At 74.0% G+C, this 24,629-nt stretch carries 26 protein-coding genes and 1 pseudogene; 9 read left to right on the top strand and 18 right to left on the bottom strand.

Going from position 1 to position 24,629, the window contains the following annotated elements; translation table 11 throughout:
* Positions 1–6: 6 nt before the first annotated feature.
* The 5 genes from ACTMS9_RS24030 to ACTMS9_RS24010 all read right to left on the bottom strand — a co-directional run bounded on the left by ACTMS9_RS24030 (position 7) and on the right by ACTMS9_RS24010 (position 4,440).
* Positions 7–555, bottom strand: a complete 549-nt coding sequence (locus ACTMS9_RS24030; RefSeq protein WP_441148249.1) for an ATPase — start codon at positions 553–555, stop codon at positions 7–9.
* Positions 556–687: 132 nt separating this feature from the next.
* Positions 688–1,134: a response regulator gene (locus ACTMS9_RS24025; protein ID WP_154937697.1), complete on the bottom strand. Its 447-nt coding sequence runs from the start codon at positions 1,132–1,134 to the stop codon at positions 688–690.
* A gap of 67 nt (positions 1,135–1,201) precedes the next feature.
* Positions 1,202–1,507, bottom strand: a complete 306-nt coding sequence (locus ACTMS9_RS24020) for an STAS domain-containing protein (RefSeq protein WP_441148250.1) — start codon at positions 1,505–1,507, stop codon at positions 1,202–1,204.
* A 120-nt stretch (positions 1,508–1,627) separates the two neighbouring features.
* Positions 1,628–2,677: a cobalamin B12-binding domain-containing protein gene (locus ACTMS9_RS24015; protein ID WP_441148251.1), complete on the bottom strand. Its 1,050-nt coding sequence runs from the start codon at positions 2,675–2,677 to the stop codon at positions 1,628–1,630.
* Positions 2,674–4,440, bottom strand: coding sequence for a SpoIIE family protein phosphatase (locus ACTMS9_RS24010; RefSeq protein ID WP_441166077.1), 1,767 nt, complete (start codon positions 4,438–4,440; stop codon positions 2,674–2,676). The genes ACTMS9_RS24015 and ACTMS9_RS24010 overlap by 4 nt, the downstream gene beginning before the upstream one ends.
* A gap of 218 nt (positions 4,441–4,658) precedes the next feature.
* Between ACTMS9_RS24010 and ACTMS9_RS24005 the strand changes: the two genes are divergently transcribed.
* Together ACTMS9_RS24005 and ACTMS9_RS24000 are read left to right on the top strand one after the other, a co-directional pair.
* Positions 4,659–5,057, top strand: coding sequence for an STAS domain-containing protein (locus tag ACTMS9_RS24005; protein WP_441148253.1), 399 nt, complete (start codon positions 4,659–4,661; stop codon positions 5,055–5,057).
* Between the two features lie 58 nt (positions 5,058–5,115).
* On the top strand, positions 5,116–5,451 hold the full coding sequence (locus tag ACTMS9_RS24000) for an STAS domain-containing protein (RefSeq protein WP_441148254.1): 336 nt from the start codon (positions 5,116–5,118) through the stop codon (positions 5,449–5,451).
* A 65-nt stretch (positions 5,452–5,516) separates the two neighbouring features.
* Here ACTMS9_RS24000 and ACTMS9_RS23995 read toward each other — a convergent pair whose 3' ends face one another.
* Positions 5,517–5,831: a hypothetical protein gene (locus ACTMS9_RS23995; RefSeq protein WP_441166076.1), complete on the bottom strand. Its 315-nt coding sequence runs from the start codon at positions 5,829–5,831 to the stop codon at positions 5,517–5,519.
* Between the two features lie 185 nt (positions 5,832–6,016).
* Here ACTMS9_RS23995 and ACTMS9_RS23990 point away from each other — a divergent pair, with 185 nt between their 5' ends.
* The 3 genes from ACTMS9_RS23990 to ACTMS9_RS23980 all read left to right on the top strand — a co-directional run bounded on the left by ACTMS9_RS23990 (position 6,017) and on the right by ACTMS9_RS23980 (position 9,047).
* The gene (locus tag ACTMS9_RS23990) at positions 6,017–6,985 is read left to right on the top strand and encodes a DUF2267 domain-containing protein (protein WP_441148255.1); all 969 of its coding nucleotides are present in this window, start codon (positions 6,017–6,019) and stop codon (positions 6,983–6,985) included.
* Between the two features lie 163 nt (positions 6,986–7,148).
* Positions 7,149–7,955: a spermidine synthase gene (locus tag ACTMS9_RS23985; RefSeq protein WP_441166075.1), complete on the top strand. Its 807-nt coding sequence runs from the start codon at positions 7,149–7,151 to the stop codon at positions 7,953–7,955.
* Between the two features lie 9 nt (positions 7,956–7,964).
* Positions 7,965–9,047, top strand: coding sequence for an AI-2E family transporter (locus ACTMS9_RS23980; RefSeq protein WP_441148257.1), 1,083 nt, complete (start codon positions 7,965–7,967; stop codon positions 9,045–9,047).
* Positions 9,048–9,068: 21 nt separating this feature from the next.
* Here ACTMS9_RS23980 and ACTMS9_RS23975 read toward each other — a convergent pair whose 3' ends face one another.
* Positions 9,069–10,367, bottom strand: a complete 1,299-nt coding sequence (locus ACTMS9_RS23975; protein ID WP_441166074.1) for an NAD(P)/FAD-dependent oxidoreductase — start codon at positions 10,365–10,367, stop codon at positions 9,069–9,071.
* Between the two features lie 151 nt (positions 10,368–10,518).
* Positions 10,519–12,666, bottom strand: a complete 2,148-nt coding sequence (locus ACTMS9_RS23970) for an amylo-alpha-1,6-glucosidase (protein ID WP_441148259.1) — start codon at positions 12,664–12,666, stop codon at positions 10,519–10,521.
* Between the two features lie 114 nt (positions 12,667–12,780).
* Between ACTMS9_RS23970 and ACTMS9_RS23965 the strand changes: the two genes are divergently transcribed.
* On the top strand, positions 12,781–14,226 hold the full coding sequence (locus ACTMS9_RS23965; protein WP_441166073.1) for a M20/M25/M40 family metallo-hydrolase: 1,446 nt from the start codon (positions 12,781–12,783) through the stop codon (positions 14,224–14,226).
* Positions 14,227–14,320: 94 nt separating this feature from the next.
* On the opposite strand, the gene ACTMS9_RS23960 is transcribed toward ACTMS9_RS23965, so the two are convergent.
* The 5 genes from ACTMS9_RS23960 to ACTMS9_RS23940 form a co-directional block, all read right to left on the bottom strand.
* Positions 14,321–14,842 (bottom strand): GNAT family N-acetyltransferase, encoded by a 522-nt coding sequence (locus ACTMS9_RS23960; RefSeq protein ID WP_441166072.1) that lies wholly within the window; start codon positions 14,840–14,842, stop codon positions 14,321–14,323.
* A gap of 83 nt (positions 14,843–14,925) precedes the next feature.
* Entirely contained in the window at positions 14,926–15,219 is a 294-nt protein-coding gene (locus ACTMS9_RS23955; protein WP_357614762.1) for a DUF6510 family protein, read from the bottom strand.
* A gap of 17 nt (positions 15,220–15,236) precedes the next feature.
* Positions 15,237–15,971: a ferredoxin reductase gene (locus ACTMS9_RS23950; RefSeq protein WP_441148262.1), complete on the bottom strand. Its 735-nt coding sequence runs from the start codon at positions 15,969–15,971 to the stop codon at positions 15,237–15,239.
* Positions 15,968–16,558, bottom strand: coding sequence for a sulfite oxidase-like oxidoreductase (locus tag ACTMS9_RS23945; RefSeq protein WP_441166152.1), 591 nt, complete (start codon positions 16,556–16,558; stop codon positions 15,968–15,970). Before ACTMS9_RS23945 ends, ACTMS9_RS23950 begins: the two co-directional genes overlap by 4 nt.
* A 79-nt stretch (positions 16,559–16,637) precedes the next feature.
* A complete protein-coding gene (locus tag ACTMS9_RS23940; protein WP_441166071.1) occupies positions 16,638–17,657 on the bottom strand; it encodes a TerC/Alx family metal homeostasis membrane protein in 1,020 nt (339 codons plus the stop codon).
* A gap of 261 nt (positions 17,658–17,918) precedes the next feature.
* On the opposite strand from ACTMS9_RS23940, the gene ACTMS9_RS23935 reads away from it, so the two are divergent.
* Entirely contained in the window at positions 17,919–19,085 is a 1,167-nt protein-coding gene (locus ACTMS9_RS23935) for a CaiB/BaiF CoA transferase family protein (protein WP_441166070.1), read from the top strand.
* A gap of 18 nt (positions 19,086–19,103) precedes the next feature.
* Here ACTMS9_RS23935 and ACTMS9_RS23930 read toward each other — a convergent pair whose 3' ends face one another.
* A complete protein-coding gene (locus tag ACTMS9_RS23930; protein WP_441148265.1) occupies positions 19,104–19,517 on the bottom strand; it encodes a DUF2267 domain-containing protein in 414 nt (137 codons plus the stop codon).
* 154 nt (positions 19,518–19,671) lie between these two features.
* On the opposite strand from ACTMS9_RS23930, the gene ACTMS9_RS23925 reads away from it, so the two are divergent.
* Together ACTMS9_RS23925 and ACTMS9_RS23920 are read left to right on the top strand one after the other, a co-directional pair.
* Positions 19,672–19,941 (top strand): DUF2795 domain-containing protein, encoded by a 270-nt coding sequence (locus tag ACTMS9_RS23925; RefSeq protein WP_210777755.1) that lies wholly within the window; start codon positions 19,672–19,674, stop codon positions 19,939–19,941.
* A 49-nt stretch (positions 19,942–19,990) separates the two neighbouring features.
* Entirely contained in the window at positions 19,991–20,644 is a 654-nt protein-coding gene (locus ACTMS9_RS23920; RefSeq protein WP_280837673.1) for a DUF1345 domain-containing protein, read from the top strand.
* A gap of 229 nt (positions 20,645–20,873) precedes the next feature.
* Here ACTMS9_RS23920 and ACTMS9_RS23915 read toward each other — a convergent pair whose 3' ends face one another.
* The 4 genes and pseudogenes from ACTMS9_RS23915 to ACTMS9_RS23900 form a co-directional block, all read right to left on the bottom strand.
* Positions 20,874–21,563 (bottom strand): hypothetical protein, encoded by a 690-nt coding sequence (locus ACTMS9_RS23915; RefSeq protein WP_441166069.1) that lies wholly within the window; start codon positions 21,561–21,563, stop codon positions 20,874–20,876.
* A gap of 41 nt (positions 21,564–21,604) precedes the next feature.
* Complete coding sequence (locus ACTMS9_RS23910) at positions 21,605–22,576, bottom strand: pirin family protein (RefSeq protein ID WP_280837675.1); 972 nt, start codon at positions 22,574–22,576, stop codon at positions 21,605–21,607.
* Between the two features lie 225 nt (positions 22,577–22,801).
* On the bottom strand, positions 22,802–23,731 hold the full coding sequence (locus tag ACTMS9_RS23905; protein WP_441166068.1) for a hypothetical protein: 930 nt from the start codon (positions 23,729–23,731) through the stop codon (positions 22,802–22,804).
* A gap of 616 nt (positions 23,732–24,347) precedes the next feature.
* Positions 24,348–24,629 (bottom strand): annotated as a pseudogene (locus tag ACTMS9_RS23900) (hypothetical protein); the annotation flags it as partial.

Genomic DNA, 24,629 nt, shown 5'->3' with positions numbered 1-24,629 from the left:
GCGCGCTCAGGCCACCCGGGTGCCCGGCTCGGGCCGCTGCGCCGACACCTCGGGCGCGCCGGCGGCCGACCGGGTCGCGGGCACACCACTCGTGGACGCGGCGGCGGTGGGCGTGTCGGCCGGCACCGCGTCGGCCGCCATCCCGGCGAGGAGCTGGTCCACCCGGGCCTCCCGACGCCGCCGCTCGTGCAGCGCCGCCTCGAACTCGCGGCGGGCCTGCACCGCCTCGGCGTACACCCGCTCGCGGAGCTGCCGGGCCTCCTCGCGCGCGGCGTCGAGCTCGCCGCGGGCCTGTGCCAGGATCTCGGCGGCCTCCCGCTCGACCGCCGAGGCGGCGCGGCGGGCCGCCGCCGCGGCGTCGTCCGTCGGCGAACCCTGGCGGTCGACCAGGCCGCGCAGCAGGGTCGCCTCCTGCCGGATCTGGTCCCACTCCCGACCCGCGCCGGCGGCGACCTCCGCCCGCGCCGCGAGCCGGGTCAACCGGACTCCCAGCTCGTCGAGGCAGGAATCGACCTGCCGCTGGTCGTAGCCGGTCTCAACGACGGAGAACCTCATACTGTCGCCCCCCAGGCAGCTGGTACGTCTTTCCCCAGGTTCGATCCTCGCGGCTGCCGTCCGGCGCCGAGGATGTTCGGGAAAAATGTTCAGCAACTGAGCGCCGGCCCGGGGCGGGGGCCACCGGGTGGGTCAGGAACGCTTGGGGAGCACGACCACCCGACCGAAGAACTCGTCGATGCGGCGGACCACGTCGTTGAAGTCGTCCAGGTCGATCGGCTTGGTCACGTACGCGTTGGCCTGCAGCGTGTAGCTGCCGACGATGTCGGTGTCCGCGTTCGAGGTGGTGAGCACCACGATCGGGATGGTCCGCAGGTCCTCGTCCTGCTTGACCTCGCCGAGCACCTGACGGCCGTCCATCCGGGGCATGTTCAGGTCGAGCAGGATCACGTCCGGGCGGCGGGCCTCGGTGTGCCGGCCCTCCCGGCGGAGGAACTCCATCGCCTCCTGGCCGTCGCTGACCACGTCGATGACCTTCTCGATCTCGGAGTCCTCCAGGGCCTCCTCGATCATCAGCACGTCACCCGGGTCGTCGTCCACGACGAGGATACGGACGGGGTTCGCGGCGCCTTGGCCCATGGTGTACCTGTCTCATCTCGGGCTATGGGGACCGCACGGTCACCCGCTGGCGGGGAAATCTAGCCGATCAGGGGGCGTCCTGCGACGCCGGGTCCGCCATGTCCGGTTGGTACGCCAACACGTCCGCGAGCCCGGTTACCTGGAGCACCCGGTCCACCCGGCCGGTGGCCCCGGTCAGCCGCAGCCACCCGCCGTCGGCGGCGGCCCGATTGTCCCCCCGGACGAACGCGGCGATGCCGGTGGAGTCGCAGAAGGTCAGGTCCGCGAGGTCGAGCAGCAGTTGACGGGCGCCGTCGGCGGCCAGCCGGTCGATTGTCTCGTTGAGCTGACCGACGGTGCTCATGTCCAGCTCGCCGACGAGCCGCAGGAACACACCACCACCAGCCCGCGGGCTGTGCGTGACGGTGAACGTCAACGTCGTCCCTCTCGCTCGCACCGCAGGCCAACCCTTGCAGTGGAGCAAGTATACGCAGGGTGCCCGGCACCGCCGCGATCAGCGCCGGGCGGCGTCGCCGGGCGCGGAGAGGACCCGCTCCCCCAGCGCCAGGAACCGCGCCGCGCGGGGAAAGTCGCGCAGCTGCCGGTGGTAGTGGCCGAGGGTCAGCCCGACCGCGCCGGCCGGCACCCCACGGCTGGTCAGGATCTCCACCAGCCAACCGACGAAGTCGGTGAAGAGCGAGCTGTCGTCGACGTACAGGGCCGCGGCCAGGAAATCCACGATGTACCCGAGGTCGCTGATCGTGGAGTCGAGCTGGGCGGGGGTGTAGCCGTGGACCGACGGCACCCGCTCGCGCAGGTCGGCCAGCGCGGAATCGATCAGCTCACCGCGCCGCTTCACCAGGCTGGCGTACTCGTCGTCGGCGAGGTGCGGCAGCTCGGCCGGGCGGACCCGGCGCAGCGCCCGCTCGTCGGCGACCAGGTCGGCCGCGCTCGGCGCGTCCGGCGCAAAGGCGACACCGAGGGTGCGGGCCCAGCGGCCGTCGTCGCCGAAGCCGCGCCCGCCCACCACCACCGGTACGTCCGACCGGCGGCAGGCCTCGATCATCCGGTGCGCGTACGGCAGCCGCATCGGCAGCGCGCAGGCCAGGGCGACCGCGTGCGCGTCGTGCCGGTGCAGGTACGACACCAGGTGCGCGGCGGGCACGCTCGCCCCGAGGAAGGTCACCTGCCAGCCGCGCAGCCGCAGCACCTCCGCCACCAGCCGGGGCGGCAGGGCGTGCCACTCGCCGTCCATGCAGGCCACCACCACCCGCCCCCGAGTCGGGCGCGGGTTGGCGTGCGCCGCCACGGCGGCCACCACCCGCTCGCTGATGTGGGTCGCCGCGTGCTCCTGGGCGACGCTCCACTCATTGCGCGCCCACCGCTCCCCCACCTCGGACTGCGCGGGCGCGACCAGGTCGAGCAGCACCCGCTCGGCCGGCACCCCGGCGTCGAGCAGCCGGACCGCCACGTCGACGGCGCCGTACTCGTCCGCCTCCGCCAGCGCGTCCAGGAACTCGGGGTACGCCCGGGCCGGATCGGCCTGGGTGGTGGGGGCGGTCACGAACGGGTCTCCCTCTCCTCGCCGGGCCGGCCCACCTCGGGTACGGCGTGCAGGTGCCGCGGCGGACGCCCGCCGGGGCCGGTGGCGCGCAGCGCCAGCACCGCAATGTCGTCGTGGTCGCCCTGGGCCAGCCAGTCGCAGGTGACCTGCTCGACCCGCTCGGCCAGCGCGGGCGCCGGCACCCGGTGGCAGCCGGTCACCGCGGTCACCAGCCGATCCTGGCCGAACTGCTCGTCGCCGCGCCGGCCGCCGCGCGCCTCGGTCACCCCGTCGCTGTAGAGCAGGCAGGTCTCGCCCGGGGCGAGCCGGACGGTCACCCCGCCGATGCGCGGGTCCGGCACCACGCCGATGAGCATGCCGCTCAGCGGCACCGTCTCGACCTCACCGCAGGCGCGCAGCACCAGCGGCGGCAGGTGGCCGCCACCGGCCATGGTCAGGGTGAGGCCGCCGTCGCGGTGCGGGCGGACGACGCCGAGCACCATGGTGGCGAACCGCCCCTGGCCGTGCGCCAGGGTGGTCTCCAGCAGCGCGTCGTTGAGCAGCTTCAGCAACCGGCCGGGGTGCGACTCGACCCGGTGCAGCGCCTGCAGGCACTGGCGCAGCTGGCCGGTGAAGACGGCCGCCTCCACCCCTTTGCCGGAGACGTCGCCGAGGAAGAACACGGAACCGCCGTCGGGGAGCCGGTGCGAGCCGTAGAAGTCACCGCCGATGCGCAGGCTCGCCTGCGCCGGCCGGTACGCCGTGCCCCACTGCACGCCGGCGACGGTCACCGGCTCGACCGGCAACAGGCTGGCCTGGAGCGTGTCGGCCACCTCGGCCTGGTCGCGGTAGAGCACCGCCGTGGTGAGCGCGGCACCGGCCCGGGCGGCGAAGGCGCGGACCAGCTCGAGGTCGTCCTCGTCGTACCAGCGGGTGGCGCGGCGGGCGACCAGCAGCACGCCGGCCGGGGCGTCCCGGCCCGGCAGCGGGACCACCCGGGCGGCGGCCTCGCGGGCCTCCAGCCCCGGCAGCCAGCCGGCCTCCACCGCCTGCTCGACCAGCCAGTCGACCGCGTGCGGCTCGGCGCCGCAGAGCCCCTCGGCGATCGCTGTCGGCAGGGCGGTGGCGGACAACATGCCGCTGTCCACGGCCGCCGACTCGTCCTCGCCCCGGGTCGCCCGCCACCAGCGGGCCCGACCGGCCCGGGGCGCGAGCACCAGGACGGCGACCTCGGCCAGGGTGGGCACGGTCAGCCGCACCACGGCGGCGGCGGCCCGGTCGGGATGCAACGGATTGCCGAGCTTCTCGCCGACGACCGCCAGGAATGCGGAGCGGGCCCGCTCGGCGAGCAGCGCGTCGGCACGGCTGACGCTGTCGGTGACGTCCTCGACGTAGTGACAGCTCCGGGCCCCGGAGAGCGGCACCTGGCGGACCCGCAGCCGGCGGCCGCGGTGGCCGAACTCGCCGGCGTCACCGGTGGTGAGCGCGGCCACGCCGGCGGCGGCCAGCGCCCGGCCGGGGACCACCTCGGGCAGCAGCCGCTCGGCGACGGGACTGAGATGCCGCACCACGCCGTCGGCGTCGCAGACGATCAGACCCTCGCGGAAGTGCTCGATCACCTCCGACCAGTCCGGCTCGGGGTGGCCACGGTCGGGCGAGAGCGGTGGCAGCGCCAACCCGGGTCGGCCGGCGACGTCGGACGACCGCGCCGGAGCCCGAGGGGCACTCGGCCTGGGGATCCGTCCGTCGCCCGGGTCCGAGCCCCTGACGTCGGCAGCAGTCACCAGCTGAGCCCCACTCCTCGTGTCGACACCCACGGTCCGGCGGAAACAGCGGGTATGTTCCAATCTCTGCGCCCCACCCTACGCCGGTGCGCCGGTACCGCCACCCCACGGCCGGGGCGGGACCTCGATCCGCAGCGGCGGCGGAGCCGGACGGGTGTTGTTACGATCCGGCAGAAGCACCTGCCCCACCGGCAGCCCTTGCGGAAAGGCGTGATCGCGTGCCCCACGGGAGGAAACCCGAGGCCACCTCGCTGAGCCTGGCCGTCGACCACTCCGACCCGGCGGCTCCCGTCATCTCCGTCGGCGGCGACCTCGCCTTCACCACGTCCGGGCCGTTGCGCGCCGAGGTCGACCGGGCCCTCGCCGAGCGTCCCCCGGTCCTCGTGCTGGACTTCGCCGACCTGCTCTTCATCGACAGCACCGGGCTGTCCGTGATCGTCCACGCGTGGCGCGAGGGGCAGCAGGTCGGCACGGCCATCCGGCTGCGCGCCACCCCACGTTTCCTGGACACCATCCTCGACATGACCGGCGTCACCGGTCTGCTGGCCCGGCCGCTGCCCACCGCCCGGACCGAGCCCGCCGCAGCCGAGCTGCCCCGCCGGACGGCCTCCGCCTGAGCCCCGGGCGTTTCCCGATCGCGCGAAGCTGGGACATGGGTGCAGGCCCAGTCAGCTGTTGTCCATCGAGGTGACCCGGCTCGACGCCGGCGGCGCCCGGCTACGGCTGACCGGTGACCTCGACTTCGACAGCGCGCCGGAGCTGATCGCCGTGGCCGCCCAGGCCCGCGCCGACGGTCACCGGGAGCTGCTGATCGACGTCGCCGGCGTCGCCCTCTGCGACTCCTCCGGGCTCAGCGCCTTCGTGGTGATCGGCCGTGGCGGGGCCGGTCCGGTCCGGCTGGCGGGCGTCAACCCGCAGCTTCAGCACTTGCTGGACCGCACCGGGCTCGCCGAGCTGCTGGCGGTGGAGCACCCGCCCGCCGTCGGCGACGAGGTGCGCGAGGCGGGCTGAGGGAGCCCTCCCGGTCGGGGTGGCCCCCGACCCTGGGACCAGGGGTCGGGGGCCGGGAGGATGGTCTAGGTGGCCACGGCCGGTTGCAGGCGCGGCCCGTCCTCGCGCAGGTCGGTCGGCGACGGTGGTTCGGCGTCCTCCGGGGGACCGGAATCGGGCGTCTGGAACAGGTACCGGACAAAGTCCCCACCGACCTCGTTGACGTCCGATCCGGGCCACTGGCCGGCGCAGTCCATGCCCACCACCTCGCGGCCGGAACCGTCGGTCTCCTCGACCAGTGCCCACAGGCTCACCGGGTAGCAGCGGGTGACCTCCGGGCCGACCTGCCACCGGGAGTACCAGCCGGGTCGGGCGGGGACGATCTCGACGATCCTCTTCATGACGACCTTCCCTTCCGCGTTCCTCGGAAGACCTCCGGTCCGCCCCGATCGTGCGGCCGGGGCGGGTGAGCGGCCCTCACCCCCGGCGAGTGAACCCGCTGACCGGGTTCGGCCCGTTACCTTCCGCCGGGCGGTGGGAACGCGACGGCGGACGAGGCGAACCCCGACAGGAGCGAGGTGCCACCATGCGCAAGCAGATGGAGGGCGACAACCAGCGCCGCCGGGCCCTGGCCCGCGACGCGCGCCGGCAGGGTCGACAGCCGAGCGAGACCGGCACCAGCCTGAGCGCGTCGAAGCAGATCACCAGCCTGGACCGGGGTCGACGGTCCGGTCCGCCGCCGGCCGGCCGGCACAAGCCGGACAGCACCCGGGGCGGTCCGGCGCCGCCGCCGACGGCGGTGGCCACCGCGACCCGACCCCTGCCCGACTCGGGGCAGGACAGCCGCGTGCAGCCGATGGGCTACCGCGAACTGGTCGATGAGGTCAGCCGGCGCGCGGGGGTGGACTTCCGTACTGCCAAGGTGGGTGCCGAGGCCACGGTGCTGACGCTGGCGTGGGCGCTGGACGAGGCCGAGCGGCAGCGGCTGCTCCAGGCCGTCCCAGTGAAGTTGCACGACGTGGTGCCGGTCGACGGCATCGAACGGCACCAGGACCTGCCGGGCTTCCTGGCGGAGGTGGGTCGGATCAGCGGGCGCACCCCGGAACAGGCCCGCTACCAGGCAGAGGCGACCCTGGCCGCGCTGGCCGACCACGACGGCGACCTGATCGAGTCGCTGGACGTGCCGGACGGGCTGCGTGACCTGCTCACGCCGACGGAACCCGGCGGCGGGCTGGTCGGCCCGCGCACCGCCGCCGCACCGCTGACCGAGGCGGAGCTGCGGGACGCCCTGGCGGACCTGCCCTACTGGTCCAGCGACCGCCAGTCGCTGGTGCGGACCATCGAGCTGCCGCCGGGCAACCTGGACCGGGTGCTCGACCGGCTCGACCAGCTCCGGGTGGACACCGGCCGCGGACCGCAGATCGGTCGCCCCGATTCCGACAGCGCGGTGCTGACCGTCCGCAGCCGCAACGCCGACGCGGTGACCGCCGCCGACGTGGACCTGGCCCACCAGGTCGACGACGCGATCGAGGAGGTCGGCGCGGGCATCTGGTGAGCCGACCGGAGGCCGGGCCGGTGGGCGGTGCGCCCGCCGGCCCAGCACGGGGACGCGCGATCGCCATGATCGGGTAGCGACAACCGACACGACACGCCGTCGCGAGTGACGGAGAACCTCACCCGATCATGGACCACCCTCGCACCACAGCTAGCGTGCCGGCATGGACAGCGAGGCGGACGACCGGCTGGAGCTGGTCGTCGACCCGGCCCGCCGGACCGGGCGCACGCTGCTCGCCGGGGGCGTCGCCCAGTCGTACGTGGACGTCGCCGACCCCCGCCACCTGCACTTCGAGTACGTCCGGCGGATGGCGACCCTGGTCGACCTGGCCGCGCCGCCGGGGCTGCCCCGTGCCGTCCTGCACCTGGGCGGCGGCGCGCTGACCCTGCCCCGGTACGTGGCGGCCACCCGCCCCGGCTCCGCGCAACGGGTCGTCGAACGCGACGCCGCGGTGGTACGGCTGGTCGCCGAGGAGCTGCCGCCGGTCCCGGAGGCGGTGGTCGAGGTCGCCGACGCACGGGACGCGGCCACCGCGTCGGCGGCGGACGCGTACGACCTGGTGCTGGCCGACATCTACCGGGCGGCGCGGATGCCCGGGCACGTGGCCGGCGTCGAGTTCGTCGCCGAGGTCGCCCGGGCGCTACGTCCCGACGGCGTCTACCTGGTCAACGTCACGGATCTGCCGCCGCTGGTCTTCACCCGGGTGCAGGTGGCCACCCTGCGCGCGGTCTTCGCCGACGTCTGCCTGGTCGCTGACCGGCGGATGCTGCGCGGCCGCCGGTACGGCAACGTGGTGCTGGCCGCCGCGCACCGCCCTGGCCGACTCCCGGTGCGCCGGCTCGCCACCCGGGTGGCCGCCGACCCGGTGCCCGGCGGGGTGCTGCACGGCCCGGACCTCGACGCGTTCGTCGGCGGAGCCCACCCGGCCACCGACGCCATCCTCGGGTTTCCCGCCCGCCGGCCCGGGTAGCCGCGCCGGATGAGCACCGCCGACGACCGGTCCACCGCCCGCAGCTCACTGATCGTCATCGGCCTGGTGCTGGCCACGGCGCTCGGCCTGGCGCTGCTGTGGGTCACCCGGCGGATCCTCGTCTGGATCCTGATCGCCGCGTTCTTCGCGGTGGCGCTGGCGCCGCTGGTCGATCTGCTGCAACGCCGGCTGGTGCGGCGCCGGGCGCTGGCCACGCTGCTGGTCTTCCTCGCCGCCTTCGTCCTGCTGGCCGGGGTGGCCGCGCTGATCCTGGTGCCGCTGCTGGACGAGTTGGGCCGTTTCGTCGACCGGGCCCCGGCGTTGCTGCGGGAGGCCCGCGCCGGACGCGGCCCCCTCGGCCAGTTCCTGGAACGCGTCGGGCTGCTCGGGTACGCCCGGCAGCACTCCGACCAGATCCAGCAGTACGGCGGGCAGCTGCGCCAGCCGGCGGTCGGGCTGGTCCGGGGCGTGGCGGAGACCGTCGCCGGCCTGCTGACGATCATCGTGTTGGCGTACCTGATGGTCCTGGAGGCACCGCGGATCAGCCGCAGTGTGCTCGGTCTGGTCGGGGACGGACCGGCGCGGCGGCTGCACCGGATCGGGCGGGAAAGCGCCCGCACGATCACCGGCTACCTCAGCGGGAACCTGCTGATCAGCCTGATCTGCGGCGTCCTGACGTACCTCGTGCTGCTCCTCACCGGGGTGCCGTTCGCCGCGGTGATCGCGCTGCTGGTCGCGGTCGCGGACCTGATCCCGCTGGTCGGCGCGACCCTGGGCGCGATCGTCGCGGCGGGAGCCGCGTTCCTGCACTCCCCCACCGCGGGCGTGGTGGTGCTGGTCTTCTTCGTCGTCTACCAGCAGGTGGAGAACCACCTGCTGCAACCGGTCATCCTGGCCCGGGCGGTCCACCTCAACCCGCTGACCGTGCTGGTCAGCGTGCTGCTCGCCGTCGAGCTGGCCGGGCTGGTGGGTGCGCTGCTGGCCATCCCGGCGGCCGGGATCGGGCAGATCCTGCTGCGGGAGTTCGTCCCCACCGGCGACCGCGAGCTGCCGGCTCCGACCGATCCGCGGGCCGGCCCGGCCGACCGCTGAGGTCGGCCGGGCGGGGCGGGGTCACCGCCGGACCGGCACCTCGGGCGACGAGCTCTCCAGCGGTACGGCGTGCGCCGGCACCAGCCCGAGCTGGGTGGCCGAGCGGGGCAGCGCGGCGTCGAGCACCCAGTCCGCCCCGACCCGGGTCCGGTTGCCGGGCATCGCCAGCAGGTGGTAGCCGCGGGTGACCGCCTTGGCCGGCAGCCCGGACAGGGACACCTTCAGCGGGTTCGCCGCGGCGTCCTTGCCACCCAGGTCGACCACCCAGCCGAGGTCGTAGTGCTTGTACGGCTTGCGCCTGCCGTGACCGTACGAGGCGGCGATGTTCAGCGCGGCGAGCTTGCCCTGCCGCTGCGCGTGCTGCGCGGTCATCGCACAGATCTGCCCCGCCCGCCTCAGGTCCGGCACGGCGGCGGCGTCGCCGCAGGCGTACACCTCGGGGAACCCGGGGACGCTGAGGTACTCGTCGACCACGAGCCGGCCCCGCTCGGTGCGCAGTCCCAGCTCGGCGACGAACGGGTCGGGGCGTACCCCGACGCACCAGACCAGCGTGCAGGTCGGCACGTACTCGCCGTCGGTGAGCTTCACCCCGTCGGCGGTGGCCTCGGCGACCGAGGTGCCCATCCGCACGTCGACGCCGCGCCGGCGCAGCACCCGATCGGCCGTGTCGGACATCCGCTTGTCCAGCTCGGGCAGCACCCGGGCTGCCACGTCGAGCAGCATCCAGCGGGGCCGGACGTTGAGCCGGGGCCGCTGGCGGCGCAGCGCGTCGGTGAAGAGCTGCCCGTGGGCGGCGACCTCCGTGCCGGTGTAGCCGGCGCCGACCACCACGAACGTCGACCGGGCCCGCTGCTCGCCCGGGTCCTCGGCCTGCTCGGCCAGCTCGAGCTGGCGGATCACGTGGTCGTGCAGGTAGACGGCCTCGGGCAGGCCGCGGAAGCCGTGCGCGTACTCGGTCACCCCGGGGATCGGCAGCAGCTTGTTGACGCTGCCCACGGCGAGCACCAGCCGGTCGTACGCGATCCTGCCCTGGTCGCCCTCGGGCTGGGTGAAGCCGACCCAGCGGTTCTGCAGGTCGACCCGGTCGGCCTCGCCGACGACGACCCGCACGCCGCGGAGGGTGCCGGTGAGCGGCACCGAGATCCGCCTCGGCTCCACGACCCCGGCCGCCACCTCGGGCAGCAGCGGCAGGTAGAGGAAGTAGTCGGTGGAGTTGAGCAGCACGATCTCGGCCCGGTCGCGCGCGATCCGGCTCAGCGTCTTCGCCGCGTGGTAACCGGCGAACCCGGCCCCCACGATCACCACACGAGGTTTCGTCATGCCCGCTCCCGTTCCCGTCGACCCGCCCGACAAACGTGCCGGCCGGGGCCGCGACCTGCGTGGCGGCACGGCGGCAGCGCGCCGGGGGCAGCGACCTGAGGGGCGGCAGCGCGGCCGGGGCAGCGACCGGCGCGGCGGCAGCGCGGGTCGGTCAGGCGGCGCTGAGCCGGACGTACCCGCTGCGCCCCACCGCCTCGATCTCCCAGCAGTGGCCGAAGGCGCGGATCCGCTCGCTGGCGATCCGTCCGATCTCCGGCGGGATGTCCGGGTTCACCGTCAGCCGCCCGTCCACGGGTTGGAGGTCCAGCATGGCCCGGATCAGCGCCAGCGGGGTGCCGGCCGCCCACGCCTGTGGGCTGCACGCGGTCGGGTACGGCACGGCGAAGAGCAGGCGCTCGCGGTCGAACCCGCTCATCGCCTCGGGCAGCCGGTAGTCGAACTGCTCGGCGGCCTCGATCAGGGCCACACAGATCCGGTTGGCCTCCTCGCGGTAGCCGTAGCGGACCAGGCCGAGCGCGGCCAGGGAGTTGTCGTGCGGCCAGACCGTGCCGAGGTGGTACCCGAGGGCGTTGTAGAGCCGCTCCTCCCGGGACAGGGTACGGATGCCCCAGCCGGAGAACATGTCGTCGGACATCAGCTGGCGGACCACCGCCTCCGCGCGATCGGGCGGGACGATGCCGCTCCACAGCAGATGCCCCATGTTCGAGGTCTTGGAGTCGATCCGGTTCTTGTCGCCGTCCAGGCCGACCGCGTAGTAGCCGCCCCGCTCCGGGATCCAGAAGTCGCGGTTGAACCGCTCGTACAGGTCCGCCGCGTCGGCGCGCAGCCGACGGGCCAGGCCCCGGTCGGCCAACGGCCAGTCGGCCAGCTCCGCGAGCCGCATCTTGGCGTCGTACGTGTAGCCCTGCAGGTCGCAGGTGGCCACCGGCAGCACGGGGATCCGCCCGTCGGCGAAACAGACCCCGTCCGGCGAGTCCCGCCAGCACTGGTTGCCCAGCCCCTCCGGCGAGCGGGTGGCGTACTCGACGTAGCCGTCGCCGTCCCGGTCGCCGTACTCGTCGATCCAGCGCAGCGCGGCCAGCGCGTTCTCGCGCAGCATCCGGACGGTCTCGTCGTCGCGCGTCCACCGCCAGTACTCGGAGAGCAGGATCAGCCAGAGCTGGGTGGCGTCGGCCGTGCCGTAGTAGGGCCCGTACGGCTTCGTGCCGGTGCGGGTCAGCTCGCCGCTGCGCACCTCGTGCAGGATCTTGCCGGGTTCCTCGTCGGTGAAGTCGTCGCACTCGTTCCCCTGCAGCCGAGCCAACCCGAGCAGTGCCCCCTTGGCCAGGGCCGGGCCGGCGACCAGGGTCTGGTAAGCGGTGATCAGGGTGTCCCGGCCGAAGACGGTGAGGAACCAGGGCAGCCCGGCGCCGGGCAGCATGATCCGCTGTCCCTTGACCTCCAGGTCGAGTCGGAGCGCCGACACATCGTCCCGGGAGCGCCGGGCGGTCCGTTCCAACGCCGGGTTGTCGCTGGTCAGCACCGCCCGCTCGACCGTCCACCGGCGCAGCGGGTCGTCCGCCCGCCGGTGGATGACGTCGGCGATGTCGCCCCGGACCGGCTCCACCACGCCGAGCCCCGGCGGCAGGGGCACGTGCAGGTCGACCTTCCAGCCCTCGCGCGACGGCAGCGTGAAGTCCCACACCAGCTCGTCGCCCTCGAGCCGGTCGGCGGGCACCGAGCACCGGACGCGGGTCTCCGCGCCGAACCCGTCTCCGGCGTAGGAGAAGCACAGCTCGCCGGGCTGGTGGTCGCGGGTGATGCGCGCGGAGCGGTCCCGCACGACTGACTTCACCTCGAACAGGTCGGCGAAGTCCGCGGCGACCGCCAGCCGCAGCTGCACCCGGACCGGTTCCGGCCGGAAGGAGAACATCTCCACCCGCTCGTGGAAGCCGTCGCCGACGTAGCGCAGCCGCCGGATGCCCATGCTGTCCGGGGGCAGGCCGGGCAGCTCGGGGTTGGTCAGCACGTACTGCGCCGAGTAGTGGTCGATGGTCTCGGCGCGCAGCACCAGCAGCCGGGCGCCGTTGACGGTGAGCACCCATCCGCTGAGCAGTCGGGTGTCCAGGTGCACCAGGCCACCGATGCTGCCCGGCGGCACGTCACCGCTCTGGTCGGAGTACATGAAGGTGGGCCCGCTGAGCACCGCGAGCGAGCCGGGGCCGAGTTCGGGCGGCATGGCCCGCTGGTTGCCGGCCTCCCGGGCCTCGGTGCGCACACCGGGGGTGGGGTCGGCCGGGGTGGGTCGCACGGCAGGCATGTCATCCACCGTAAGAACGCCGAGGTGGGCCGGCATCACCCGCACCGGGTGAATCCGAACGATCCACGACGATAGATATGGACAGATCACCCATCCGGTGACGAGGATGCCGTCATGGGAGCACACGAGAGCACCGGCGGCCGGCCCACGAGGTCCACCCGCCGCACCTTCCTGTCCGCCTCCGCCGTCGCGACCGCCGCCACCGTCGCCGTACCGCTGACCATCGGGCCGACCGCGGCGCAGGCCGCCGGGCCCGCCGGGCCCGGCCACCCGGCCCGACCCCAGACCCCGGACCGCGAGCTGCGCGCCCTGCTGCGGGAGGTGGACCGCGACCGGATCGAGGCCATCGTCCGCCGGCTCGCCGCCTTCGGCACCCGGCACACCCTCTCCCGCCAGGACGACCCGGTCCGGGGCATCGGGGCCGCCCGGGACTGGATCTTCGAGCAGCTCTCCGGGTACGCCGCCGCCTCCGGCGGCCGGATGACCGTGGAACTCCAGTCCTACGTGCAGGAGCCGGCCCCGCGCATCCCGGTCGCCACCCGGATCACCAACGTGGTCGCCACCCTGCGCGGCGATGTCAGCCCCAACCGGGTCTACGTCATCACCGGTCACTACGACTCGCGCGCCACCGACGTCATGGACGCGGTCAGCGACGCCCCGGGCGCGGACGACGACGCCTCCGGCGTGGCGGTGCTGATGGAGCTGGCCCGGGTGCTGGCCACCCGACGCAGCGAGGCGACCATCGTCCTGGCCGCCGTTGCCGGCGAGGAGCAGGGCCTGTACGGCTCGGCGTACCTGGCGAAGCAGCTCAAGGCCGCCGGCGTCGACGTGCAGGGGATGTTCAGCAACGACATCATCGGGTCCAGCACGGCCGACGACGGCACCCGCGACCCGCGCGCCGTCCGGCTCTTCGCCGAAGGGGTGCCGACCGCGGAGACCCCGGCGGAGGCGAGCACCCGGCAGTCGGTCGGCGGGGAGAACGACTCCCCGTCGCGGCAGCTCGCCCGGTTCGTCAGCGACGTCGCCGAGAACGGCGCCACCGGGATGCGGGTACGGGTGATCTACCGGCGGGACCGCTACCTGCGCGGCAGCGACCACATCTCGTTCCTGCGCGAGGGCTGGCCGGCCGGCCGGTTCACCGAGCCCAACGAGGACTTCGCCCACCAGCACCAGGACGTCCGGCTGGTCGACGGCGTGCAGTACGGGGACCTGCCGGAGTTCTGCGACTTCGACTACATCACCCGGGTCGCCCTGGTCAACGGCGCGGTGCTCTGGTCGCTCGCCCAGGCGCCGGGCACCCCGAAGGGCGCCACCATCGTGACGACCAACCTCACCAACGACACCACGCTGCGCTGGCAGCGCGGCGACGAGCCGGACCTGGCCGGGTACGAGGTGGTGTGGCGGGAGACCACCGCCGCCGAGTGGCAGCGGGTGATCCCGGTCGGCGACGTCACCGAGGTGACCGTGGACCTGTCCAAGGACAACGTCTTCTTCGGCGTGCGGGCCGTCGACCGGGACGGCCACCGCAGCCCGGTGGCGTTCCCCCGGCCGGGGAGCTGACGGGTTCTGTCACGCTTCGCGGGGCCGGCGTACCAGCACGCCGGCCCCGCAGGCGCCGCGTCGCCGCAGTGGCAACCTCCCGACCGGGCACCGGTCAGGCCCGGGCGGTGACCGCCCAGCGCTCGTGGTCGCGCCACGCCCCGTCGATGAAGAGGTAGTCCGGCGAGAAGCCCTCCAGCCGGAAGCCCAGCTTGCGGGCCACCCGCCGGGACGGCTCGTTGCCCGGCTGGATGTTCGCCTCCACCCGGTGCAGACCCAACGTGTCGAAGGCGTGCGCCAGCACCAGCCCGATGCCGGCCGAGGCGTGCCCGGTCCCGCTGTAGGGCAGGAACGCGGCGTAACCCAGGAAGCCGCCGCGCAGCGGACCCATGATGATGCCGCTGATGTTGACGTAGCCGGCGATCCCGCCGCCGGGCCGGTCGCAGATGAGGAAGCTCTGCTGGTCGCGGCGGCGTGCCTTGGCCAGGTACGCGGCGAACTTCTCGGCGGTGTCGGGGGCGGTCAGCCAGGGGTGGTGCAGGTCGCGGCTGCGGCGGGCCGCGGCGACGAACTCGGCCTCGTCGGCGGGACGCGGGCGTCGGATGCCGACCGGGCCGGCGCTGCGCAGGTATCTCACGCCCGACGACTCTGGTCCCGACGGCGGGTCTTGTCCAACCGGAATCCGGGGTCCCGAGCGGAACGCGCCGACCGCCCCCGGCCTCAGCCCGGGCGGTGGTAGGTGGGCTCGGCCGGCATCGGCACCTCGAGGAAGGTGGCGCCCCGCAGGTCCAGCCAGGCCCGGTCGGGCGCCCGGACCAGCCGCAGGATCACCCCGGAGCAGACCGGGCAGCGGCCGACCAGCCCGGGCGCGTGGGAGAAGACGTGCAGCCCGGCCAGCGGGCCGAGCGACCCGCACGACTGGCAACGTGAGGTCGCGGGGCTCAGGTCGACGGCGAACAACTCGCGCAGCGGACCGTCGAGCATGTTGCCGTCCACGTAGGACATATCGGTCATCGGGCCTCCTCGGGCGTTCACGCGGTGGGGCCGAACCGTTCGGTACGCACCCGCCGGCTCTGGTGACCCAGCCCCACCAGCAGGTCCGCCACGGTCTCCACGAAGCCGGTGGAGCCGCAGACGTAGCAGAGCGGTTCGAGGTCGGGCGGCCAGCCGTGGGTGTTCACGTCGGCCAGGCCGATCCGGTGCGGCGCGCCCCGCCACCCGTCGGGCGCCTCCCGGGTGTACACGTACGCCACGTCCAGGCCCTGGTCGTCGCGGGCCCGGGTGCGCAGTTCGTCGGCGTACAGCACGTCGGCCGGGGTGCGGACGGAGTAGATCAGCCGGAACGGCGTCCGGCTGCCGGCGGCGCGCCGGGCCCGGACCATGGCCATCAGCGGCACCACCCCGGAGCCCCCGCCGACCAGCAGCACCGGCGCGGTCTCGTCGGGGCGCCAGACGAAGTACCCGCCGAGCGGGCCGCGCACCTCGATCGGGTCGCCCTCGGCGTAGGTGTCGAGCAGGTACGGCGACACCTCGCCGTCGTCCACCCGCTGCACGGTCAGCGCGATCCGGTCGCCGTCGGCCGGCGCCGCCAGCGAGTACGACCGGGCCGCCTGGTAGCCGTCCTCGGCGGTCAGCCGGATGTCGACGTGCTGCCCGGCGACGTGCGCGGGCCAGCCCGGCGCCTCCAGGACCAGGGTGTGCGCGGACGGGGTCTCGACCCGGCGCTCCACCAGCCGGGCCACCCGCCAGGAAAGCGGGGCGCTCAATCGCCGGCGTAGCGCTGCTCGCGCCACGGGTCGCCGTAGTCGTGGTACCCCGCGGTCTCCCAGAAGCCGGGGTGGTCGTCGACCAGCAGGCGGATGCCGCGCACCCACTTCGCCGACTTCCAGAAATAGAGGTGCGGCACGAGCAGCCGGGCCGGACCGCCGTGCTCGGCCGGCAGCGGCCCGCCCTCGTACGTGTGCACCAGCCAGGCCCGCCCGCCGCGCAGGTCGTCCAGGGGCAGGTTGGTGGTGTAGCCGCCGTAGGAGTGGGCCAGCGCGTACCGGGCGGTGGTGTCGAGGCCGTCGAGCAGGGTGTCCAGCGACACGCCCTGCCAGCTGGTGCCGAGCTTGGTCCAGTGGGTGACGCAGTGGATGTCGACCGTCAGGTTCTCCTGCGGCAACCCGGCCATCTCGTCCCAGGTCCAGCGGAACTCGGTGCCGGTCTCGGTGCTGAGCACGAACTCCCAGGTGTCCACCGGCACCCGCGGCGTCGGACCCGCCGAGAGCACCGGGAAGTCCTCCGTCAGGTACTGCCCGGGCGGCAGGGCCGGCCCGCTCGAGCGGCGCCGGCCCTGGAAGCCCGGTGACACGATTCCCACCCCTCAGTCGTACCACTGGCGGCGCCCCCGCCGGGGGCGTTCGGCCGTACCCCCGCCCCGGCTGAAGGGGTCAGCGCCGCTCGGAGACGACTTCCGGCTCGCCGGGGACCTGGTCGCGGGTGGCGCGCAGGCTGGTGACGGTGACGACGATCAGCACGCCGATGATCACGCCCAGGGAGGCCAGCGTCGGGATCTCCGGTACGCCGGACCAGATGCCGTGTGCCCAGTGCAGGCCGAGCTTCACACCGATGAAGGCGAGGATGATCGCCAGGCCGTAGCTGAGGTGCACCAGCCGGCTCAGCGCGGCGTGCAGGACGAAGTAGAGCGCGCGCAGGCCGAGCAGGGCGAAGGCGTTGGTGGCGAAGACCAGGTACGGGTCCTCGGTGATGCCGTAGACGGCCGGCACCGAGTCGACGGCGAAGACGATGTCGGTGGCCAGCACCGCGACCACGACCAGGGCGAACGGGGTGAGCGCCCGGCGGCCCTGCTGCCGGATGGTCATCCGGGTGCCGTGGTAGTCGTCGACCACCGGCATCACCTTGCGCAGCAGCCGGACCGACCGCATCTTGTTGATGTCGACCTCCTGCTCGTGCCCGGAGAGGGCGTCGCGCAGCAGCTTGATCGCGGTGACGAGCAGGATGAGGCCGAAGAGCAGGAAGGCGAAGTCCAGGGTCTGCAGGGCGGCGGCGCCGAGGGCGATGAAGACCGCGCGCAGCACCAGCGCGCCGGCGATGCCGTAGAGCAGCACCCGCTGGGCCAGCGCCGCGGGCACCGCGAACGCGGCCAGCAGCAGCATGAAGACGAACAGGTTGTCGACCGAGAGGGACTTCTCGACCAGGTAACCGGTGAGGTACTCCACGCCCTGCTGGGAGCCGAACCGCGACCAGATCCAGGCGCCGAAGGCCAACGGCAGCGCGATGTAGAACGCCGACCAGCCCAGCGCCTCCCGCATGGACACCTCGTGCGGGCGCCGGGTGACCAGGAAGTCCAGCACCAGCAGGACCAGCACGCCGACAATGGTGACCGCCCAGAGGGTAGGCGAGCCCACCGACGACAACTCGGCGGCAGACAGATACGACGATCCGCTCATGGAGCCTCCTCGAACACGGTGCCATGTTCGAGGTCTCCTTCACCCGCGCTTTCGCGGGCAACCACCCGAGGCGAGCCCGGGCCCGCCGTACTGACCGGAATGGTTCGTGGGAAGTACTCCCCTCGTGCGCCAAGGTTAGGCCGGGCTCACTGCGTACGCCAAGTCCGGCCGGCCCTGGTTGCCCTGGTCAACCGCTGGATGTCGGGCGATCGGCGGGGTCGGGGGTGGGACGTGGGAAGCCGGTGGGCCTATGGTGACGCGATGACCGACGACGCCCCCACTGCCCGGGTCGGCCCCCTCACCGGCGTACGCGTGGTCGAGCTGGCCGGCATCGGCCCCGGCCCGTTCACCGCGATGATGCTCGCCGACCTCGGCGCCGACGTGGTCCGGGTCGACCGCACCACCCCGGCCGACCTGCTCAGCCCCCCGGAGGACCTGCTCAACCGCAACCGCCGCTCGGTCGCGGTGGACCTGAAGTCCGACGCCGGGCGCGAGGTGGTGCTGGCCCTGGTGCGCGGCGCGGACGCCCTGATCGAGGGGTACCGGCCCGGGGTGACCGAACGCCTGGGCCTGGGCCCGCGGGAGTGCCTCGCGGTCAACCCTCGCCTGGTGTACGGGCGGATGACCGGCTGGGGCCAGGACGGCCCGTACGCGCACACCGCCGGCCACGACATCGACTACCTGGCGCTGACCGGGGCGCTGCACGGCATCGGCCGGGCCGGGGAGGGCCCGGTGCCGCCGATGAACCTGCTCGGCGACTTCGGCGGCGGCGGGATGATGCTGGCCCTCGGCATCGTGGCCGCCCTCTACGCCGTCCGGGCCGGCGCCCCCGGCCAGGTGGTCGACGCCGCCATCGTGGACGGCGTGTCGGTGCTCAGCACCCAGATCCACGCGCTGCGCCAGCTCGGCATGTGGCAGGACCCGCGCGGGGTCAACCTGCTCGACGGCGGCGCGCCGTTCTACGACACGTACGAGTGCGCCGACGGGCGGCACCTCGCCGTCGGGGCCCTGGAGCCGCGCTTCTACGACGAACTGGTCCGGCTCACCGGCTTCCCGCTCGCCGGCGACGAGGCCCCCGACCGGAACGACCCGGCCAACTGGCCGGCGCTGCGCGAGGCGTGGGCGCGGCTGTTCCGCACCCGTACCCGGGACGAGTGGGCCGAGCTGCTGGCCGGCTCGGACGCCTGCGCGGCGCCGGTGCTGGACTGGCGCGAGGCGCCGGAGCACCCGCACCTGCGGGCGCGGGGCACGTTCGTGGAACACGCCGGGGTGACCCAGCCGGCACCGGCGCCCCGGTTCTCCGCGACCCCGACCTCCGTCCGCCGGCCCCCGCCCCGACCCGGTGAGCACACCGACGAACTGCTGGCCGAGGCCGGCTTCGACGCCGAGCGGGTCGCCGCCCTGCGGGCCGCCGGCGCGGTGGCCTGAGCCGTCCCGTCCCCCGGCTCAGGCGCGGCGCAGCACGCTCCCGCCGGGGGTGAGCGCCGGCTCCACCATCTGCCGGTAGTCGCGCGGCAGCTGGGTCACCACGTCGTCGAACTCGCCGCCGGTGAGCGCCTCCCGCAGGGTGGTGAAGACCGCCCGGACGGCCTCCCGGGCGGCGGTCTCGTCGATCTCGGCCCGTTGCGCGACCCGGGCGACGAACTCGGCGGCGCCGAACCGCTGGGCCGCCTCGATGCTCGGGCCGGGCTTGAGGACCAGCTGCAACGGCGCGGGCAACTGGCTGGCGAGGTCGAGCACCTCCCCGCCGGTGAGCCGCTCGGCGAGGGTCTCCAGCGTCGCGCGGGTCAGCCGCACGGCCTGCTCGGAGCCGGTCCGGGTCCGCCGGGCGACCTGGTCGACGAAGGTGTCGTAGTTCATCGGGGCGCGCTCCCTTCGGGTCGGACGGGTCGGGTACCCGGCCCGCGGCGTCGGAAACGGCGCCGATTTCCTGGCCGGTCGGCGCGTGACCCGGGGCCGGACGGGTAACCGCCGCCGGTCGTGACCGGATCGAGGCGGCGAGGGAGCTCACGCCATGGCGAGTTACACCGACGTCCTGCAGTACCTGTCCAGCCTGGACTACCCGGCGGAGAAGGACGACGTGGTGCGCGAGGCGGAACGGGAGGGCGCCCCGCCGGAGGTGCTCAAGGCGTTGCGCGCGCTGCCGCCGGTGGACTACGCCAACGGCAACGAGGTGGCCCGTTCCGCCGCCATCGACGCCGCCCCGGAGCTGAGCCCCTCGCAGCGGGCCGCGCAGGAGCGGGAGCGCCACACGCGGGTCTCGCAGCACCTGCGCCGCATCTGAACCGCCGGCGCGCGGTGCGGGCAGCCACCGGGCCGCCGAGGTACCACCCGTGACCGGTCGGACGCCGCACGGGCACACCCCGGCCGCCGTCCAGCTCACCGTGATGGGCGTGGTCGGGTTGTGCGCCGGCGGGCTGTTCGCCGCGCTGGTCTCCCCCGGCCTGGCTCCGCTGGTGGGCTGGGACGCCGCAGCGTTGTGCTGGCTGCTGCTGGTCTGGCGGACGCTCTGGCCGCTGGACGCCGGGCGCACCGCGGCGCTGGCCGTGTACGAGGACCCCAACCGGGCCGTCCGGGACGTCCTGCTGCTGATCGCCTGCCTGGCCAGTCTGCTGGCGGTCGCGCTGGTGCTGACCAACGCGCGTACCGCGCAGCCGGGCGTGTACCGGGACGCCTCGGGCGCGCTCGCCATGGCCAGCGTGCTGCTGTCCTGGTGCGTGGTGCACACCGTCTACACCGCCCGGTACGCGCGGATCTACTACACCGGCCCGGACGGTGGGGTGGACTTCCACCAGCCCGGCAAGCCCTGCTATCTCGACTTCGCGTACGTGGCGTTCACCATCGGGGCCACGTTCCAGGTCTCCGACACCAACCTGACCAGCCACGAGATGCGCCGGACGGTGCTGGGGCACGCGCTGCTGTCGTACCTGTTCGGGGCGATCATCATCGCCGCGACGGTGAACCTGCTGGCCACGTTGGCCCGGTGAAGTCCGAGGCTCGGCGAGGGGAAACAGGCGGGCGCCCCGGGTCACGAACCGCGACCTGGGGCGCCACGCGTACCTGTCCCTGGCGGGTCCACGCCCGAACCGGGTCGCGTACCGCCAAGCGGTGGATGTTCGCCCGAACCGGGCGGGCATCGCTGCCACGATCATCATACGATACGACATCACCCGTACGGCTGATTTTGCCAAGACTGTGGGCCACGGCACCCGTGGCTCAGCGGGTCACCTCGGCGTACCGCTGCTCCAGGTCGACCCGGGCCAGCGCGCCGACCAGCCACGCCAACCGCTCCGACTCGCCGCTGCCGGCCAGCTCGGCCAGGTCGTCGGCGGAACGCCCGAGCCCCAGCCGGCGGGCGGCGGTCAACGCCCGCTTGTCCGCCACCGGCGCGACCTCCCGCCACAGCGCCTGCGTCTCGCGCAGGAACAGGTCGGCGACCGTGTCGTCCACTCCGGGCAGTTCGGTGAGCAGCGCCCGCTCCCGACCCGGGTCGTGCCCGGCCGACGCGCGCAACCGGCGCAGGTCGCCCCGGTACCGCTCGACGACGGTACGGGCCAGGTCGCCCAGGAGATTCGCCAGCTCGTCGACGTCGCCGCGCTGACCGGCCTCGCGCAGCACGCGGGTCCGGTCGGCGTGCAGCGAGCGGGCCAGCCGGGCGGCGCTGTCCCAGCCGTTGTCAGGCAGGGCGTGGGCACTGTCCAGGGCACGCCGGAAGTCACCCCGGCGGGCCAGCAGCACGGCCAGGCAGAGCAGCTGGAACAGACTCGACGGGTTGTTGGTCACCCGGAAGCCGTACTGCTCGGCGAAACCACGGCCGGCGCCGGCGAGCCGACGTACCAGCCGCTTCCTGTCCTCGGTCTTCCTGTCCTCGGTCTTCCTGTCCTCGGTCATCACACTGCGGGTCATGCCCCGCGACTACCCGCCCCGACGCAGGACACGCCTGCCGGTCAGCCCCGGACGTCGCCGCGCCGGTCGCGCGCCTTGAGCCGGGTGGTCGGCATCTCCGGGGCGGGCAGCGGCGGGGCAGCGTCGTCGGCGACGACCCCGAACCGCCGGCCGGCCATCCAGTCCTCCCGGGCGGCGGCCACCTCCTCGTGCGACCGGCCGACGAAGTTCCACCACATGACCAGGGGCTCGTCGAACGGCTCACCGCCGAGCAGCATCAGCCGGCTGCCCGCGTCGGCCCGCAGGTCCAGCCGGTCCCGGCCGGCGCCCAGGTAGAGCAGCGCGCCGGGGGCGAGGTCCAGGCCGTCGACCTGCGCCGCGCCGGACATCGCCAACAGGCCGTACTCGAAATCGGGTCGCAGCGGCAGCGTCGCCGTCGCCGCGTCGCGGGCCTCGAGCTCGACGCCGAGCAGCGGGGTGTGCACCACGGCCGGCGAACGTTCGCCGCGCAGCTCGCCGACGAGCAGGGTGAGGTCGAGCTCGCCGTCGCGCCAGCGGGGCAGCTCGGCGTGGTGGGCGAAGTCGGCGGCGCCGGCCCGCGCCGGGTCCGGCAGCGCCACCCACAGCTGCACGCCGTGCATCACCGGCGGGTGCGTGGCGGGCGACCGCTCGGAGTGCGCGATGCCGTGCCCCGAGGTCATCACGTTGAGCTGGCCGGGGCGGATCGGCTGGACGCTGCCGAGGCTGTCCCGGTGCACGATCTCGCCCTCCAGCAGCCAGGTGACCGTCTGCAGGCCGGTGTGCGGGTGCGGCGGCACCTCCATCCCGGGCCGCTCGGCGACGTCGTCCGGGCCGAAGTGGTCGACGAAGCACCACGCGCCGACCAGCCGGCGCTGACGCTGCGGCAGCAGCCGCCGCACGGTCGTGTAACGCCCCAGCGGCACGTCGTGGCCGGGCAGCAGCACGCTGCCCGGATCGACCGGGGCCACGCCGGGCGGTCGGGTCTGTGCCGGCAACGATTCGGTACGGTCCACCGCCCGACTCTATGCCGACGGTGGGCTCGCGCACCGAGGGTGGCCCGGTTCCCGTGGTCCACTCCACCGTCGTCGCTGCCGCCCTGCCATCGTCCCGGCTCGCCCGGCCGTACGGTGATCCCGGTCCGCGCGCATCAACGTCGGCTTCGGCGCTCTCGACCGGGGAGCACAGCCGCTTCCAGGTGCGCCGCTTGATCGCGTTGGCGCTGTCGGTGGCCCGCGCCCCTACTCGGCGCCGATCGTGACCCGGTTGGCGCCACCCACCAGGTCGACGTAGATCCGGTCGACCGAGCGGTCCCAGTTCGGCGAGCTGACCGTCTCCCCGACGGCGAGGCCGTCGTGCCGATCGTCGTACACGGTGACGCCGCCGGCGCCGGAGGCGGCGCGGACCCGGACCGGCGGCGCGCCCGGCGCCCGGAGCGTGAACTGGCTGACGCCGCCGGTCATCCGCACCGTCAGGGTGCCGACGGTGGGCGGCAGACTCAGGTCGATGCGCGACGCCCCGCCGACCAGGTCCACCCCGGCCAGCCGGGCCTCCCCCAGGTCGAGCTGGTGTGCGCTGACCCCGCCCACCAGGCGGAGCCGCCACACCAGCCGCGAGTTGAGCACCACGTCGACCGATCCCGCCCCGGACCGACCGCTGGCGGTAAGGCGCAACCGGACCCGGTCCCCGAGTAGCTCGGGCCGCGGCACCACCCCGGAGTCACCGGGGCTGCTGATCCGGTAGAGCTCGTCGCCGAGTTCCGCGGTACGCAGCCGGAACGCGCTCACCCCGTCGACCAGCTCGAACGTCGCCCGACGGCGGCCGGCCACCGGCGCGGTCAGGCTCTCCTCGGCGGCCGCCTGCGCCTCCTCCGCCGCCTGTGCGGCCTCAACCGCGCCCGCGCCGCCCGGCTCGGCGGCGACGGTGACCGACGGCGCGGCACCCCGTCCACCGGAGAAGGCCACGCCGAGCCGGTCCGGGTTGGCCAGGGTGACTGTCACCGCGAGCGCGCCCAGCGCCAGCACCACGATCGCGGCGGCGGTCAGCAGGCGGGCGCCGCGCGGCCAGGACGGACCGTCCGGCGGCGGCCCACCGGTCACCACGACGACCGGCTCCCGGCCCTCCCCCGTGACCTCTGTCGTCGGATGGTCGTGCCGGTCCGGCTCCGCCATGGTGCTCCCCTTTCACGGTCCCCGCCGGGCAGTACGTAACCCGGGTCGGAACGGATCACCGCTCCGGGGGTGCGAGCCTGCTCTTTCTGCTGGCCGGGTGCTTGCGGCTCGTTCTTCGGGTGGGGCTCGTTGGGTTGGGGCTGGCCGTTTGAAGGCAACGGTTGCCGGTGTCGCTCGCTGCCCCGTGCGTTGCGGTGGTCGGTGGGTGGGGTGTGGCCCGCCGTGCCCGGCTCCGGGCGGTCAGGCTTGATCCCTGCGCCGGTCACGGCGGGCCACACCCCGCCGTCGACAGCCTCCGCGCGGGCCTCGCGCCCCCACACCCCTCCCTGGGCCCGCCGTCGCCGACCGCGCCGCGCTCCCCCGACCGAGATGCGTTGATCATGAAGTTGGCAGCGGAGTGGATCTCCTTCACCGCTGCCAACCTCATGATCAACAGGGGTGGTCGGGTCTGGTCCGGGGCGATCTTGGACAGTTGTCGTTCCGACGGAACGGTAAGTGTCCAAGATTCGCTCGGACAGGGGGCTGGTTCCCGGGCCGATATGCCGCTGGCCGGCACCCCGCTCGGGGTGCCGGCCAGCGTGTCGTTCAGATGCGATCAGCAGTCGTTGAAGCGCGCTCAGTTCCAGTGCTTGGCGACCAGGTCGGCGGCCTGCTTCTCCCACTGGGCGTAGTGGTCCGGGTAGGCCGAGACCTGCACGGTCTGCGCGGCCTTGGTCAGCGGCATGTCCTGCCAACCGTCGACCTGCTTCAGACCCTTCAGGAACGCCATCGTCGAGTACTCCGGGTCGGTGATCTGCTCAACCGTGCCCCAACCGCTGGAGGGGCGCTGCTGGAACAGGCCCTGCGAGTCGTGGTCGTTGCGCTCACCCAGGTGACCCAGGTTCTCCAGCTTCGACTC

This window comes from Micromonospora sp. L31 (assembly GCF_052068075.1).
In the GTDB taxonomy this organism is placed as follows: Bacteria; Actinomycetota; Actinomycetes; order Mycobacteriales; family Micromonosporaceae; genus Micromonospora; species Micromonospora purpureochromogenes.
This window is presented reverse-complemented; position numbering and strand designations above follow the sequence as displayed.